Origin of the sequence: Inquilinus sp. Marseille-Q2685, from assembly GCF_916619195.1 — a bacterium.
GTDB lineage: Bacteria > Pseudomonadota > Alphaproteobacteria > DSM-16000 > Inquilinaceae > Inquilinus.
Window position 1 is genome coordinate 315514 of sequence record NZ_CAKAKL010000003.1, and the last position, 15408, is coordinate 330921.

Annotated in this window: 14 protein-coding genes; 8 read left to right on the forward strand and 6 right to left on the reverse strand. The window is 68.6% G+C overall.

The window, feature by feature from the left end; genetic code table 11:
* Positions 1–17: 17 nt before the first annotated feature.
* Both LG391_RS19295 and LG391_RS19300 read right to left on the reverse strand, forming a co-directional pair.
* Complete coding sequence (locus LG391_RS19295; protein ID WP_225769661.1) at positions 18–1085, reverse strand: ATP-binding protein; 1068 nt, start codon at positions 1083–1085, stop codon at positions 18–20.
* Complete coding sequence (locus tag LG391_RS19300; RefSeq protein ID WP_225769662.1) at positions 1085–1825, reverse strand: response regulator; 741 nt, start codon at positions 1823–1825, stop codon at positions 1085–1087. Before LG391_RS19300 ends, LG391_RS19295 begins: the two co-directional genes overlap by 1 nt.
* Before the next feature lie 348 nt (positions 1826–2173).
* Between LG391_RS19300 and LG391_RS19305 the strand changes: the two genes are divergently transcribed.
* Complete coding sequence (locus LG391_RS19305) at positions 2174–3340, forward strand: FAD-dependent monooxygenase (protein WP_225769663.1); 1167 nt, start codon at positions 2174–2176, stop codon at positions 3338–3340.
* Positions 3341–3368: 28 nt separating this feature from the next.
* Here LG391_RS19305 and cueR read toward each other — a convergent pair whose 3' ends face one another.
* Genes cueR through LG391_RS19320 form a run of 3 tightly spaced genes read right to left on the reverse strand, consistent with a single transcriptional unit; the run spans position 3369 to position 7450 of the window.
* Positions 3369–3818, reverse strand: a complete 450-nt coding sequence (gene cueR / locus LG391_RS19310; protein WP_225769664.1) for a Cu(I)-responsive transcriptional regulator — start codon at positions 3816–3818, stop codon at positions 3369–3371.
* Positions 3819–3829: 11 nt separating this feature from the next.
* Positions 3830–4840 carry a 2Fe-2S iron-sulfur cluster-binding protein gene (locus LG391_RS19315; RefSeq protein WP_225769665.1) on the reverse strand — a complete coding sequence of 337 codons (1011 nt, stop codon included), beginning with the start codon at positions 4838–4840 and terminating at the stop codon, positions 3830–3832.
* 60 nt (positions 4841–4900) lie between these two features.
* A complete protein-coding gene (locus LG391_RS19320) occupies positions 4901–7450 on the reverse strand; it encodes a heavy metal translocating P-type ATPase (RefSeq protein WP_225769666.1) in 2550 nt (849 codons plus the stop codon).
* Positions 7451–7648: 198 nt separating this feature from the next.
* Here LG391_RS19320 and LG391_RS19325 point away from each other — a divergent pair, with 198 nt between their 5' ends.
* A complete protein-coding gene (locus LG391_RS19325) occupies positions 7649–8092 on the forward strand; it encodes a YqaA family protein (RefSeq protein WP_225769667.1) in 444 nt (147 codons plus the stop codon).
* 42 nt (positions 8093–8134) lie between these two features.
* Here the strand turns inward: LG391_RS19325 and LG391_RS19330 are convergent, their stop codons facing one another.
* The gene (locus LG391_RS19330) at positions 8135–9643 is read right to left on the reverse strand and encodes a calcium-binding protein (protein ID WP_225769668.1); all 1509 of its coding nucleotides are present in this window, start codon (positions 9641–9643) and stop codon (positions 8135–8137) included.
* 837 nt (positions 9644–10480) lie between these two features.
* Here LG391_RS19330 and LG391_RS19335 point away from each other — a divergent pair.
* The 6 genes from LG391_RS19335 to mrdA all read left to right on the forward strand — a co-directional run bounded on the left by LG391_RS19335 (position 10481) and on the right by mrdA (position 15395).
* Positions 10481–10744 (forward strand): heavy-metal-associated domain-containing protein, encoded by a 264-nt coding sequence (locus LG391_RS19335; protein ID WP_225769669.1) that lies wholly within the window; start codon positions 10481–10483, stop codon positions 10742–10744.
* Positions 10745–10892: 148 nt separating this feature from the next.
* Positions 10893–11486 (forward strand): TlpA disulfide reductase family protein, encoded by a 594-nt coding sequence (locus LG391_RS19340; protein ID WP_225769670.1) that lies wholly within the window; start codon positions 10893–10895, stop codon positions 11484–11486.
* Between the two features lie 51 nt (positions 11487–11537).
* Entirely contained in the window at positions 11538–11936 is a 399-nt protein-coding gene (locus LG391_RS19345) for a hypothetical protein (protein WP_225769671.1), read from the forward strand.
* Positions 11937–12264: 328 nt separating this feature from the next.
* Positions 12265–12990 (forward strand): DsbA family protein, encoded by a 726-nt coding sequence (locus tag LG391_RS19350; protein WP_225769672.1) that lies wholly within the window; start codon positions 12265–12267, stop codon positions 12988–12990.
* Between the two features lie 54 nt (positions 12991–13044).
* Positions 13045–13521 carry a hypothetical protein gene (locus LG391_RS19355; protein WP_225769673.1) on the forward strand — a complete coding sequence of 159 codons (477 nt, stop codon included), beginning with the start codon at positions 13045–13047 and terminating at the stop codon, positions 13519–13521.
* Positions 13522–13523: 2 nt separating this feature from the next.
* Entirely contained in the window at positions 13524–15395 is a 1872-nt protein-coding gene (mrdA, locus tag LG391_RS19360) for a penicillin-binding protein 2 (protein WP_225769674.1), read from the forward strand.
* Positions 15396–15408 lie beyond the last annotated feature (13 nt).

Below are 15408 nucleotides of genomic sequence, written 5' to 3' on the forward strand. Positions count from 1 at the left end.
CTTCGGCCGAGAGCCGGTCAGGCCTGGCCTGGCCGGGCTGGAAAGGAGAGGCGCACGATCAGTCCTCGCGGGATGCGGTCGAGGAGCTCGATCGCGCCGCCATGATCCCTGACGACGTCGCGCGCGATGGCTAGCCCGAGGCCGAAGCCGCTGCGCGGTCCCGAGCCCCGGGCAGCGTCGCCCTTGACGAACGGGTCGAACACCGTCTCCCGCAGCGGCGCCGGAACGCCGGGGCCGTCGTCTTCAACATCGATCTCGATGGCGCCGTCGTCTCGCACGCGCAAGGCGATCGTGACGGCAGAGCCGTGCCTGACGGCATTGTCGACGACATTGCCGATCGCACGTGTCAAAGCGCCGATCCGGCAGGTCCAGATCAGCTGTGGCGGGCCCTCATAGGTGATGTTGTGCCCGACATCGGCGAACTCGCTGCAGATCGTCTGCAGGACGCTCGGCAGATCGATGCGGGACGGCTCTTCCGATCGGGCGTCCCGGCGCAGGACCTCCAGGGTCTCGTCGAGCATGCGCGTGATCCGCGCGATCTCGTTCAGCATGCCCTCGCGCAGGTTCTGATCGGCGACCCGCTCGGCCCGAAGCCGCAGGCGCGTCAGCGGCGTCCGCAGGTCGTGGCCGATGCCGGCCAGCATGCGCCTCCGGTCGTCGAGGAGCGCTCGGATGCGGGTGCGCATATCGTTGAGAGCATGCGCCACCTGCGCGATCTCGCGCGGCCCGCCGCGGCTCAGGAGCCGATCATCCTCGGCGGAGCGGCCGAAGGATTCGGCGGCTGCCGCGACCGAGGACAGCGGGGCGATGATCCAGCGGACCGCATAGAGCGAAAGGAACGTGACGAACACCAGGACGACGCTCGCCGTGAGGACGGTGGGCGCCAGGATCAGATGCCAGAGATCGCGCCCGGCCGCGGTCCCGGCTGCTCCGGCGGGGCCCGCCGGCGACGTGTGTCCGGATCCCTCGCCAAGAAGATGCAGGCCGGTCATGACGAGCAGGACCCCGAGCGGCACGGACACCGCGACGAGGCCGGTGATCTGGGCGGTGATGCTCCACGATCTCGGGCGAGGCAGAGCGCGCATCAGACCTCCTTCACGCTCGGCGTGAAGATGTAGCCACCCAGGCGGACCGTCCTGATGAGGCTCGGATCCTGCGGATCCGGCTCGATCTTCTGCCCTAGGCGGCTGACATGGACGTCGATGCTGCGCTTGACCGGCCCGGCCGACCCGCACGGCGTGAGGTCGAGCAGCTCGTCACGGGAGAGCACCCGACCGGGGTTTCGGCAGAAGGCCAGGAGCAAGTCGAACTCGGCGCTCGTCAGGGCCACCCGCGCCTCGTCCGGGTTGCGCAGCCGGCGCGAGACCGGGTCGATCACCCAGCCGGCGAAGGCCAGGGCTCGCGCGCGGGCCTGCGCGCTCTCCCGGCCGCCTTGCGCCCGCCGGAGAAGCGCTCGGATGCGGGCCACGAGCTCACGCGAATTGAAGGGTTTGGACACATAATCGTCGGCGCCGATCTCCAGCCCGACGATCCGGTCAATGTCCTCGCTGCGCGCCGTGACCATGATGATGGGCATGGCGGACATTGCTCTCAGCCTCCGACAGATGCTGAAGCCGTCCTCGCCCGGCAGCATGATGTCGAGGAGGACCAGATCAATCCGGTCGCGCCCGAGCACCGCGTCCATCTCGGCCGCCGATACGGCGGGAGAGACGGCGAAGCCCTTTTCCGACAGGACGTCCTTCAGCATGCCGGAGATTTCCAGATCGTCCTCGACGATCAGGATCCGGGGCTTCGCTTCGGGATCGGAAGAAGAAGCGGACGACACGGGCTTGCACCGGACTTGGAGGACAGGCCGCTTGCAGCGCCGGGCGGCCGCCTCGCCACCGAAGATAGGATCTTGAATACGGCCCGTCCGCGATTTCGGCAATCGTCGCCCGCCCCCTGCAACATTTCTTAACACGACACGTTCGGACGAGCGCCGACGCTCGTCGCCCCGTCGATGCGGCCTCGCGCGCCGGGCCGGACCTGAGGCCGAACGGCGTTCCCTTTGCCGGGCGGGTTCGAAGATCCCGCGGAACCTCTTGCTCGTTCGCGGCGTATCCCGGTGGCCGGCGCCAAGGCGGGCGGGGTCGGTGCGCCTGCGTTTCGGATCATCGTCCGGACGAGGATCATCATGCGCGTCGTCATCGTCGGTGCCGGGATTGCCGGTCTCGCCGCGGCGCGAGGCCTGGGCCTTCTGGGCTGGAACGCCGAGATCTACGAACAAGCACCGGAGCTGAAGGCTCTCGGCGCCGGAATCTTGCTGAGCGCCAATGCCCTGCGGGCGCTCCGGGCGCTGCATCTCTACGATGCGGTGGTCGCGCGCGCTCAGCCGATCCACCGACTGAGCCTGCTGACGCAGGACGGCCGACTGCTGCAGACGACCGATCATCTGGCGTTCAGCAGGAGATATGGGCATCTGAGCGCGGCGACGCTGCATCGGGGCGATCTGCAGGATGCCCTCCTCTCGCAGCTGCCGCCCTCGATCATTCGGACCGGCAAGAGATGCATCGATGCCCGCCAAGCCGGACACGGGGCGATTCTGACCTTCGCCGACGGCGAGACGGTCGAGGCCGACCTAGTGCTGGCCTGCGACGGCATCCACTCCGCGGTGAGGGCGGCTGTGTTTCCCGGGGCGAGAGAGCGCTTCGCCGGCTACACCTGCTGGCGCGCGGTCGCCGACGGCGCTCCGGCCGGAGCGGATCGGACCCATGTGACGGAGAGTTGGGGAGCGGGTGTTCGCTTCGGCCTGGTGCCGCTGCGAGACGGCAGGCTGTACTGGTTCGCCTGCCGCGGGGCGGCACGAATGGACGATCCTGAGCTGGCGAGGGCTGATCTGGCGGCGTTGCAGCGGATATTCTCCGGATTCCACCCGCCGATCCCGAAGGTGCTGCAGGCGACGCCCGCAGACGGCCTGATCTGGACCGACATCAGTGATCTCGCTCCGCTGTCGTCCTTCGTGAGGGGACGGGTGGTTCTGCTCGGCGATGCCGCTCATGCGGTGACGCCCGACCTCGGCCAGGGGGCCGGCTTGGCGATCGAGGACGCAGCGGTGCTCGCGGCCCTGCTCCGAAGACTTCCCTCGGATGAGGCGCTGCGGAGCTACGACGCGTCGCGGGTCGGGCGAGCCCACAAGCTCGCGGCCGGCTCCCGGCTCTATGGCCGGATTGCCCAGTGGGAAAACCCCTTGGCCGTCCGACTGCGCGACCTTCTGGTCGGAAGCATCCCGGAGCGCCTGATGGACCGGCAGCTCGACTCGATTCTCGACGTCCGGTTCGAGCCGGTCGGATCGGAGAGCTGAGGCTCCGGCACCGTCCCGCCGCGGGCGCTCAAGCGTGTCGCGCCCGGCTGCCGTCACCAGCGTTTGCGCGACGGGCCGATTTGGCCGGGGGCTGGAGCGCCAGATCATCGAGGATCGGGCAGTCGGGCCGATGATCGCCATGGCAGCTCGCCGAGAGATGCTTCAACGTCGCGATCATCTGCTTCAGGCCCTCGACCTTCTGCTCCAACTCCGTGACATGCTCGAGCGCGATCCGCTTCACATCGGCGCTCGACCGGTCGCGGTCCTGCCACAAGGTCAGAAGGCCGGCGATCTGCTCGACCGAGAAGCCGAGATCGCGCGCCCGGCGGATGAAGCGCAAGGTATGGACCTCGTCGTCGGAATAGACCCGATAGCCGGCCTCGGTCCGGACGGCCTTGCGGATCAGCCCTACCGACTCGTAGTAGCGGATCATCTTGGCGGAAACGCCGGAGGCGGCTGCGGCTTGTCCTATGTTCATGCTCACGCTCTCTAGGATGCTTGGTGGTCGGGCGTGAAGAAGGCGTCGGCATGGATGTCGGCCGATCGCATGCCTCGCGCAAGGAGGGCCGCGCCGGTCGCTTCGACCATGGCGGGCGGACCGGCGACATAGGCCTTCCAGCCGTCCAGATCCGACAGATCCGCGGCGACCGCGTCCGAGATGGTGCCGGACCGATGGCCAGGCGGAGCCTCCGTCGACAGCACGGGAACGAAGCGCAGATCCGGATGCGCCGCTTCGAGGCTCCTGAAGTGCCCGGTCAGATAGAGGTCGCGCTCGGTCCGGGCGCCGAAATAGACGTGGATCGGCTGCCGCATGCTCCGGGTCACGGCGGTCTCGACGATCGCCTTGATCGGCGCCAGCCCCGATCCGCCCGCGACTGCGAGGATCGGCCCGGCGTGCTTCTCCCGGAGGAAGGCTGACCCGAGCGGTCCCTCGACCGTGACCGGGTCGCCAGGCATCGCGCGATGAAAGATCCTGGCGCTGGTGGCGCCGCCCGGAACGCATCGGACGTGAAATTCCAGCAGATCGTCCTCGGGGCGGCTCGCCATCGAGTAGTCGCGCGGCGGCAAATCGGGGAAGGTGAGCCGGGCGTATTGGCCCGGTCTGAACCGGAAGGCGCTCCGGTCGTCGAGCGCGATCCGGATCAGCTTGATGTCGTGGGTCGCCTCTCCGACCGCCGCGATCCTGCCTGCAAGCCGCCGAACCGGAAATTCCGCCAGCTCGTCGCCATGGCCCAGCCAGGCGATCGTGGCATCCGTCTGCGGCACGGCTCGGCAGGCGAGCACGAGCCCCTGGGCTCGCTCCGAAGGCGAAAGAGCGAAGGGGGTATGAGGCAGGAGCTCGACCTCGCCCTCGAGCAGGCGCGACTTGCAAGCGCCGCACCGGCCGGACCGGCATCCGTGCGGATAGGCGATGCCGGCCTCCAGCGCCTTGGCGAGGATGGTCTCGCCGGGTCCGACGTCGATCGTGCGTCCGACCTGCGGAATGTCGATGCGCTTCATGGTCATCTGTCCCTCGGGATTGGAGAGACGGCAGGCTCGCGGAAGGCGAGCCCGCCCGGATCAGGCGGCGGGCGAGAGACGCGCTTCCATCGCGGGTTCGCCACGCTGATCGGCCAGGGGCGGCCGGAAGCGACGGAGCCGGAGCGCGTTGGTCAGCACAAAGACGCTGGACAGCGCCATGGCGCCGGCCGCCAGGATCGGCGACAGCAGCCAGCCCTGGGCCGGGTACAGGGCGCCGGCGGCGACCGGGATCAGCGCGGCGTTGTAGGCGAAGGCCCAGAACAGGTTCTGCTTGATGTTGCGGATCGTCGCCTGCGACAGGGCGATGGCGTTGACCACGCCGCGCAGGTCGCCCGACATCAGGACCAAGTCGGCGCTCTCGATGGCGATGTCCGTGCCGGTGCCGATGGCGATGCCGACATCGGCCGCGGCCAGGGCCGGCGCGTCGTTGATGCCATCGCCGACGAAGGCCACCCGCCGGCCGCCGGCGCCCAGGCGCTTCACCGCCTCGACCTTGCCCTCCGGCAGCACCTCGGCCGCCACCTCGTCGATGCCCAGGCGCCGGGCGATCGCCTCCGCCGTGCCGCGATTGTCGCCGGTGACCATCGCCACCTTGAGGCCGAGCGCATGCAGGGCCCGGATCGCCTCCGGCGTCGACGGCTTGACCGGGTCCGACACCGCGATGATGGCGGCAAGGCGCCCGTCGATGGCGGCGTAGAGCGGCGACTTGCCGTCCTCGCCCAGGCGGCCGGCCGTGGCGGCGAAGGCGGACGGATCCAGGCCCAGCGAGCGCATATGGCGGTCGGCGCCGACGGCGACGCGGCGGCCGTCGACCGATGCCGCCACGCCATGGCCGGGCACGGCCTCGAAGGCCTCGGCCGGCGACGGGGCCAGACCGCGCTGTTCGGCGGCGGCGACGATCGCCTCGGCGATCGGATGCTCGGACCGGGCCTCGACCGAGGCCACGAGGCGCAGCACCTCGTCGCGGTCGAAGCCGTCGAGCGTGTCGAAATCGGTCAGCTCGGGCCGGCCGCGGGTCAGCGTGCCGGTCTTGTCGAGCGCGATCACCCGGGCGTCGCGCAGGGTCTGCAGCGCGTCGCCCTTGCGGAACAGCACGCCCAGCTCGGCGGCGCGGCCGGTGCCGACCATGATCGAGGTCGGCGTCGCCAGCCCCATGGCGCAGGGGCAGGCGATGATCAGCACCGCGACGGCGTTGACCAGGGCGAAAGCCAGGGCCGGGTCCGGCCCGAAGGCCAGCCAGACCAGGAAGGTCGCGGCGGCCACCGCCATCACCGCGGGCACGAACCAGGCCGTGACCTTGTCGACCAGCGCCTGGATCGGCAGCTTGGCGCCCTGCGCCTGCTCGACCATGCGGATGATCTGGGCGAGCACCGTCTCGCCGCCCACCCTCGTGGCGCGGAAGGAGAAGCTGCCGGTCTTGTTGATGGTGCCGCCGACCACCTCGGCGCCGACGCCCTTGGCCACCGGCACCGGCTCGCCGGTGATCATCGCCTCGTCGACGAAGGACGAGCCCTCGACCACCTCACCGTCGACCGGCACCCGCTCGCCCGGCCGCACCAGCACGATGTCGCCGGCCCGCACCTCCGTGAGCGGCAAATCGAGCGTGCGCCCCTCCCGGACGACGCGTGCCGTCTTCGGCTGCAGGCCAATCAGCCGCTTGATCGCCTCGGAAGTCCGGCCCTTCGCCCGCGCCTCGAGATACCGGCCGAGAAGGATGAGCGCGGTGATCACGGCCGCGGCCTCGTAGTAGACATTGGCCGTGCCGGCGGGCAGGACGCCCGGCAGGAAGGTCGCCACGACCGAGTAGCCCCAGGCGGCCGCCGTCCCCAGTGCGACCAGCGAGTTCATGTCGGGCGCCCCGCGGAGCAGGGCCGGCACGCCCTTGCGGAAGAAGCGCAGCCCCGGACCGAACAGGACCAGGGTGGCGAGGACGAACTGGAAGATCCAGCTCTGGCGCATGCCGATCGTCGCCATCACCAGGTCGTGGATGGCGGGGACGAAATGCGAGCCCATCTCGAGCACGAAGACCGGCAGCGTCAGGAGGGCCGCGAACGTCAGGCTCCGCCCGAGCGCCTTGGTTTCGGCGGCCCGGGCGTCGCGCTCACGGTCGCTCGTGTCCTCCGAGCCGATGCGTCGGGCCTCGTATCCGGCCTCACGGACCGCCTGCTCCAGGGCGGAAGCCGGGACCGCGCCGCGCGCGAACCGCACCGTGCCGCGCTCGGTGGCGAGATTGACGGAGGCCACCGTCACGCCGGGGACGGCCCGCAGCTTCTTCTCGACGCGCGCGACACAGGAGGCGCAGGTCATGCCGTGAATCGAGAGCTCGATCGTGTCCTGCGGCACGGCGTAGCCCGCACTCTCGATCGCCTTCACCACGGCGGGGATATCCGGCGCGGCCGAGAACGACACGTCGGCCCGCTCGGTCGCGAGATTGACCGTCGCCGCGGCGACGCCCGGCGTCCGCGCGATCGACTGCTCGACGCGGCGCACGCAGGAGGCGCAGGTCATGCCCTCAATGGCGAACTGGTAGATATCCCTTCCGGCGGCGCCCGGCGCAGAAGCGCTCTGATTTTCTTGGTGTGCGGCCATGATTCTCATCCTCGCAACGGCGGATGTGCAAGGAGATGGACCTTCCAACAATGGGAAGGTCAAGGGGCAATCGAGATTTCCCGCAGGATGGCGTTCGGATGCCGGAGGCCCGCCGCGCACAATGGTTTTCCCGTGGGAAGGGGCGGGCGCCCTGTGCTAGTCGGGCGATGACCGGCACGCCGCAATCCGGCTGACACCATGGATATCGTGACGAGCTATCTCGGCCTGTTCAGCGCCGCCTTTCTTGCCGCGACCATCCTGCCGGGCTCGTCCGAAGCGGTCCTGATCGCGCTGCTCCTCGGCGGACGGGGCGATCCTGTGGCGCTGCTCGTCGTCGCGACCGCAGGGAACACGGCCGGCGCGATCCTGAACTGGGGCCTCGGGCGGTGGCTGCTCCGCTATGCCGGGCGCAGATGGTTTCCAGTCACAAGGGAGCAGCTCGACCGGGCGGGCACCTGGTTCCAGCGGTACGGAGCCTGGTCCCTCCTCCTGTCCTGGGTGCCTGTCATCGGTGATCCCCTGACGGTCGTCGCCGGGACGCTGCGCATGTCCTTTCTGCCGTTCGTCATCCTTGTCGGGATCGGGAAGGCCGCTCGCTACGGCATCGTGATCGCGGGCGCCGAAGCCATTCGCTCCCTGTAACCGCCGGCCGATCGTCCGCCACGGTCGTCGTGCAGTGAGGGCCTACATCATCGCGTCGGATCCCGGCGGGAAGATGTAGGAGGATCCGGCGGTGCTGATGCCGGCCATGAAGCCGGGCGCGTCGGCGAACATGAAGTCGCTCTGCCGCAGGTCGGCAGCGGCCACGCCTTCGAGCAGGACCGAACCGTCGGCCTGGCCGTTGCCGTCGACATCCCAGCTCACCAGGGCGCCTCCGCTGGTGTCGGCGACGCTCACCTGATCGGGCCGGATCTCCATGAGGGCGATGTGGTCGAAGGCCCCCTGAGCCGCGCCCGTCGCCTCGAAGTCGAGCACGACATCGTTGCCGCTGCCGGGATCGACCATGAAGGCGTCAGCCCCCGTCCCGCCGCGAATGACGTCGTCTCCGGGGCCACCTTCGATCATGTCATGGCCGTCGCCGGCGTCGAGCGTGTCGTTGCCGTCGCCGCCCACGAGCTCGTCCGGCATGGCGCCGGCATCGAGACGGTCGTCCCCCGCACCGCCGTCGACCCGGTCCATGCCGTCCTGACCCTCGAGCGCATCGTTGCCGGCGTTGCCCTGAAGGACGTCATCGCCGCCGGATCCGAGCAGATGGTCGTCGCCGCCTTGGCCGAACAGGTGATCATGGGCGTCGCTACCCTGCAGGCTATCGCCCGCATCCCCGCCGACGGCGACCGCATGGTCGTCGAAGATGAAGCTGAGACTGCCGCGGCCGATAAAGGCATCGGCGAAGCGATCGAAGGAGGACTGGAGCCAATCCGGCTGCGACGGACCGATCTCCGGTCCCTCGGTGCTCGGCGAGGCCGCCTCCGGGCCGGCGGCGTCTGCGGGCCGGCTCGGCGGCGGCAGCTCCGGCTGGTCGGCGAACATGAAGTCGTCCTGGGAGAGGTCGGCCTTCATGACGCCTTCGAGCAGGACGGAACCGCCGTGCCAGCTGATCTTCACGCCCTGATCGGTGTCGGCGAAGCTGAGGTCGCTCCAGTGCAGGCCCATGAGGGCGAGGTGATCGAACATGCCGGGGCCGGCGGTGAAGTCCTTGATCACGTCGTTGCCGCTGTCCCGGTCGACCATGAAGGCATCCGGCCCCTGGCCGCCGATGAGGGTGTCGTCACCCGCGCCGCCGTCGAGATCGCCGTGGCCGACGCCTTCGTCGAGGACATCGTTGCCGTCGCCGCCATGCAGGCTGTCGGCCTCGCCGGCGCCGAACAGGCGGTCGTCCCCGGTGCCGCCATCGAGGCGGTCCCGCCCGTTGCCGCCGGTCAGCAGATCCTGGCCGTTGTCTCCATGCACGACATCATCCCCGACGCCGCCGGCGAGCTGGTCGTCGCCGTCACGCCCCCAGAGATTGTCCTGGCTATCTGACCCATGCAGCCGGTCGCTGCCGAAGCCGCCGATCGCGACCTCATGCGAGTCCTGGCCGGCCCCGAAATCGAAGCTCAGGCCGCCGAGCCAGGCGAGGTAGACATTCGCGACCGTCTGGTCGACGTCACCGCTCGACGGCACGAGATCTTGGACGACGCTGCTCGTTTCCATGACGAGATCTCCCGCAATGGAGCCCCCCGTCCCGGACGGGACGTTTGTAAGTCAATGAGCGGGCTGGAAGCGCGGTTCCGCCGCAAGGATGACCCGCGGCATCATCCATTCGGACGAGGCTATGAGGTCCGGATCCCACCGCGTGGAGGGGCATGCCCGAAAGCCCTTGGGAACGAAGACGAACCTTGGTTGTTCAGGCACAGGGTCTCGATCTTGCGCCTTCACAGCCGCCGGTTCCGAGCCATGATGCGGACCATCACCGCCATCATCGCCGTTGTTGCGTTCTCAGTTCCCGCGCTTGGCCACGACAGCGGTCCGGGCTCGTGGATCAACCATGGCGGGTACAAGGAATTCGGCACCGGCGCCCGGTGCTGCGGTCCGAACGACTGCCATCCGTATCCGGCGTCCGAGGTCGATGACCGGCCTGACGGTTTTTTCGTGCGCTCGACGGGAGAGTTCATCCCCCGCAGCCAGGCTCAGAGCAGCGAGGATTCCAACTATTGGATCTGCCGAAAGGCCGATCGGTCGATCCGCTGCTTCTTTGCGCCGGCTCCGGCGGCCTATAGGCGGCGACGAAATGGACGCGACCCTCGCCAATCATTATCTCGACACCGAAAGCTATGTGCGGGTAGGTGCCTGTGCGGGGGGAGAAACACAACCATATCAATCAATTAAGATAACGAGGCTGTCGCCGCCTGCCGAGTCGCAGGATCGAGCGTGCGATCCTCCAGTCGGATTTTGCGGCGCTTTCGGCCATGGGGAGGCTGCGGCTCTTGACCTTCCCATATTGGAAAGATCGACAGTGCTGTCGGTCTATGCAAATCAGGAGCGAACACCATGTGCACCAGCCATCAGGCGCATGATCACAGCCAGGCCGCGACCCTCGAAGGTGCGGTGCTGTCCTTCCGGGTCGAGGACATGACCTGCGGCCATTGCGCCGGCACGATCAAGGGCGCGATCGAGGGCAGCATTCCCGGCGCGAAGGTCGATGCGGATCCGGTCCGCCAGATCGTTTCCGTCACCGGAACGACCGATCGCGCGCAGGTCGCGGAGATCATCACCGCGGCCGGCTACACCCCCGAAGCCGCGTCCGCGGCCTGACGAGACCCGAAACGGTGCGCCGACGGCCGCGCGGGCGGCCGACGGCACGCTGTTCCGCGCTATGCGATTGCATGCTCACCGAGGCCGTGTCCGGTTCGTCGGTAACGCGCTGGCCTACGCTGGTCCCGGCAAGGATTGACGCGGTTCGATGGCCGATCTGACCAGGCGCGCCCTGCTGGGGCTGGGAGGCGCGACGATGGTCTTCCCCGCCAGGAGAGCAACGGCGGGCGACGATACAACCCCGCCCGTCCTGATCAGCGGTGCCGGCCAGTATACGGAGCTGGAGCCGGTCCGGACCGCGCCCGACCGGCCGATCGAGACCATCGACGGCACGGTCGTGGATTTCGCGGAGTTCCGCGGCCGGGTGGTCCTTGTGAACTTCTGGGCGACCTGGTGCGCCGCCTGCGTCGCCGAGATGCCTTCTTTCGATCGGCTCGCCGCCACTGAGGGCGAGCGGAACCTGAAGGTGCTTCCGATCTCGATGGATCGGGGCGGACGCGTGTCCGTAACGGCCTTCTATCGACGCTACCGCCTGTCGCATCTTCCCGTGGTCACCGATCCGGCCGAGCACATCGGCCATTTCAGAACCGGCAACCTGAATGGCGCGCCCTTCGCGTTGCACGCTCTGCCGATCACCTACCTGATCGACCGCCGGTCTCGGATCCGCGGCTACGTGCCGGGCGCGGCCGACTGGCAATCGGAAGCGGCCCAGCGGCTTCTGCAGTTCATGGCCTCGACATAGCTGGTCGGAATGAGGACCCCGCTGCACGATGGAAGCGGAGGGCCTGCGCCGATGACGATAGGGCGCCATGCTTGCGTTTTGATCGGCCACGCGCATAGTGACGGCATGTCGGTTCTCCGCCGCCTCTGCAGTTTTCTGGCGATCCTGGCGATGCTGCTGGGCCCGTCGCTGCATGCGGTAGGGGCGGCTGATCCGATCGCGGTGCCTGGCGCGGCTGGGCATGCCACGGTGGCTTGCGCCGACTGCAAGGCTGGCCTGGGCGCCAAGGCCGCTGCGAAGGCTTCGATCTGCGATCAGGCGACATGCACGCCCATCCCGGCCCTGGTTCCCCGCGCCGAGGTGGCCTTTACCCTGACTACCGCGCGGTTTGCGCCGGCCGGCGACGACAGAATCGCCAGCCGAGCCAGGAGCCCCGATCCGCATCCGCCGAAAGCGGCGGCTTTCGGCTAGGGCGACGGAGCCGGGCCCTCGGCCGCTCTCGGATCCCGATGCGATTTGGTGGAAGCGGACGCGGCTTCGCTGCTGTCCGCAGTCCCCAGGCACCACCGATCGAGACGGCATGCCGGCGGCGGCGTCGGGCTAATACACGAGAGCACGCGAGCTCCCCTGGAATCCGGCTTCAATACCTGCATGCCCCGAGCATCGGAGCGCGCCGCTCGGTGCGGCCGGATTTCCGGCGGCCTCCGGCTCTCGGAACGTCGGGTTCCCCCGCAGGTCCTCACTTCGAACCGCAAGACCAAAGGGCCATCACATGTTTCGTCCCAAGACCATTCGACGAGTGACGGCGATCTCCGCTGTCCTGGCGATGATGGCCGCGCCGTCGGCCTTCGCTCAGCAGGACTTCGATTCAGCGCAGAAGAAGGCGATCGAGCAGATCGTGCGCGACACCATCCAGGCGCATCCGGAGATTGTGATCGAGGCGCTGGACGCCTATCAGGCCAAGCAGGAGGCCGACCAGCGCGGCGCCCAGGCCAGGGCGCTGACCAGCCGGGCCGACGACATCTTCCGCAGCCCGTCATCGCCGGTGATCGGCAACCCGCAGGGTGACGTCACCCTGGTCGAGTTCTTCGACTACCAGTGCCCCTACTGCAAGCGGGTGCAGCCGGACCTGGAGCGCCTCCTGAAGGAGGACAGCGGGCTGCGCGTGGTGATGAAGGAGTTCCCGATCCTCGGCCCTACCTCGGTGACCGCGGCCCAGGCCTCGCTGGCGGCGCAGAAGCAGGACAGATACCGCGAGTTCCACATGACCCTGATGGCCGTGAAGGGCCAACTGACCGATCAGGTGATCTTCGACACGGCGAAGCAGGCCGGGCTCGACGTCGAGAAGCTGAGGCAGGACATGAACCAACCGTCGGTGGCGGCGGAGCTGCGCGCCAACATGGATCTGGCGCAGGCGCTCGGAATCCAGGGCACCCCAGCCTTCATCGTCAACAATCAGCTCATCCCTGGCGCCGTCGGCTACGACGCACTGAAGAGCCAGATCGAGAAGGACCGCGGTGGTTGAGGGACTGCCCATGCCCAGTCATCCAACACCGGAATCGTCTCTGGGAGACGGATCTTGAGGAGACTTGAATCTGCGCCGGCGGTCGCTCGAGCTATAGGCGGAATCGCCACCGCCATTCTGTCCTTCTCGGCGCTCGGCACCGTTTCGGCGCTTTGGAGCAATCCGTGGTTCGTGCGGATGACGCCGGTCGGCGACTGGGAGGTGGCGCTGCTTGCGGCGTCGTCCGCCCTGGCCGGCCTCTACGTCGCCGTCCGACGCCCGGCCTGCTCGGCAAGGATGGCGGGGCTGGGCGGCGTGATCAACTTCCTCGGGGTCGCCTGCCCCATCTGCAACAAGATCCTGGTCGCGGCCTTCGGCAGCGAACTGCTGATGAGCTACTTCGACCCGATCCGGATCTATGTCGCCGCGGCCGGGGTGATCGTTCTCGCTGTTGCCGTCGTCGTGGAGGTCGCCAGATCACGCGGCCTGCTGCTCTCCCGTGCCTGGCTGAGGCGAGCCGATGGAGGGCACGGCCAAGGGATGCAGGGCTGACCATGTTCGAAGACGACAAGGTCAAGCAGAAGGCGTTCACGCGGCGGGCCCTCGTCCTGGCCGGGCTCCAAGGGGCCGCCATCGCCGGCCTCGGAGCACATCTCTACCGGCTGCAAGTCGTCGAACGGGACAAGTATCAGGTCCTGTCCGACAAGAACCGCATCCGGCTTCGGATGATGCCGGTCTCGCGCGGCCGCCTGCTGGACCGGACGGGGGCGCCGATCGCTGTCAACACCCAGAGCTTCGCGGCGCTTGTTACGCCGGAGAACGCCGACGATCTGCGAACGGCGCTCGCGCGGCTGGCCACGATCATTCCGATCGATTCGGACCGCATTCAAGGCGTGATCGACAAAGCCCACCGCCAGCCCGGCTACGTCCCGATCGAGATCCTGACCGGGCTCACGTGGGAGCAGATGGCGGCGGTTTCGGTCAGTCTGCCCGAGCTGCCGGGCGTCGCCGTGGAGCAGCGCGACCAGAGATCGTATCCCCTCGGATCGATCATCGGCCATCTCACAGGATATCTGGCCGAACCGTCGAAGCTGGGCGACCCGCTGCAGGAGAGGGCGGCCAAGCTCGGCTTGAAGGTCGGCGCGAACGGGCTGGAGCGCAGCTTCGAGGAACGGCTCCAGGGCCAGCCCGGAATGGTGCAGGCGGAGGTCGACGTCCGGGGCCGGACGGTGCGCCTTCTGTCGCAAACCCCGGGCGTTCCCGGCGAGGACGTCACCCTGGCCGTCGACGCCGGGTTGCAGAGCTACGTCGCCGAGCGCCTCCTCGCCGAACGCAGCGCTGCAGCGGTCGTCCTGGACATTCGCGACGGCGGAATCCTGGCGATGGTGTCCCAGCCCGGGTTCGATCCGAACACGCTGATCGACGGCATCACCTCGGCGGAATGGGCCGGCCTTTCGAACAACACCGATCGGCCGCTCCTCAACAAGGCGATCTCCGGCGAGTATGCCCCCGGATCGACCTTCAAGATGGTCGTGCTGCTCGCTGGGCTGCAGGCCGGTGTTATCACGCCGGATCACGCCGCCTCGTGCCGCGGCTTCATCGAGGTCGGCAGCTCCCGCTTCCATTGCTGGAAGCGCGGCGGACATGGTCGCGTCGGCATCCGCGAGTCGCTGAAATGGTCGTGCGACGTCTTCTATTACGATCTCGCCATCCGGGTCGGGATCGACCGCATCGCCGAGATGGCGAAGACGCTCGGCCTCGGGACCTCCTTCGACATCGGGCTCGCCGGCGAGCGGACGGCCCGGATTCCCACCGCGGAATGGAAGGAGGCCGCCTTCGGCCAGCCCTGGCGCGTCGGAGAAACTGTCAACGCCGGAATCGGCCAGGGCTACGTCACCACGACCGCCCTCCAGCTCGCCACGATGGCGGCACGGCTCGCGAGCGGTCGGGCCCTCACGCCATCGCTGATCCGGCGCGGCCCGGACGCGGCGGAGCCCGCTCCCCTGCCGATCGACCCGGAATTCCTTTCCCTTGCCGTCGGGGGGATGACGGCGGTGGTCAATGACCGCGACGGCACCGCCTGGTCGGCACGGATTCCGAACCCAGCCGAAGCGATGGCGGGCAAAACGGGAACCTCGCAGGTGCGTCGGATCACCATGGCGGAGCGGCAGGCCGGCGTCATCTCCAACAATGACCTGCCGTGGGAGCGGCGCGACCACGCGCTCTTCGTCGCATTCTCGCCGATCCACAAGCCGCGCTTCGCCGCGGCCGTGGTGGTGGAGCACGGCGGCGGAGGATCGGCGGTCGCGGCGCCGATCGCACGGGACGTGCTCGTCGAAGCTCATCGGCTGCTTCCGGACCAGGCCGAGCATCATCACCTGATCGCCGCCGGCCCGGAGCAGCCGCCGTCGACTGGACGCGGGTAGGCGCGATGCGAAG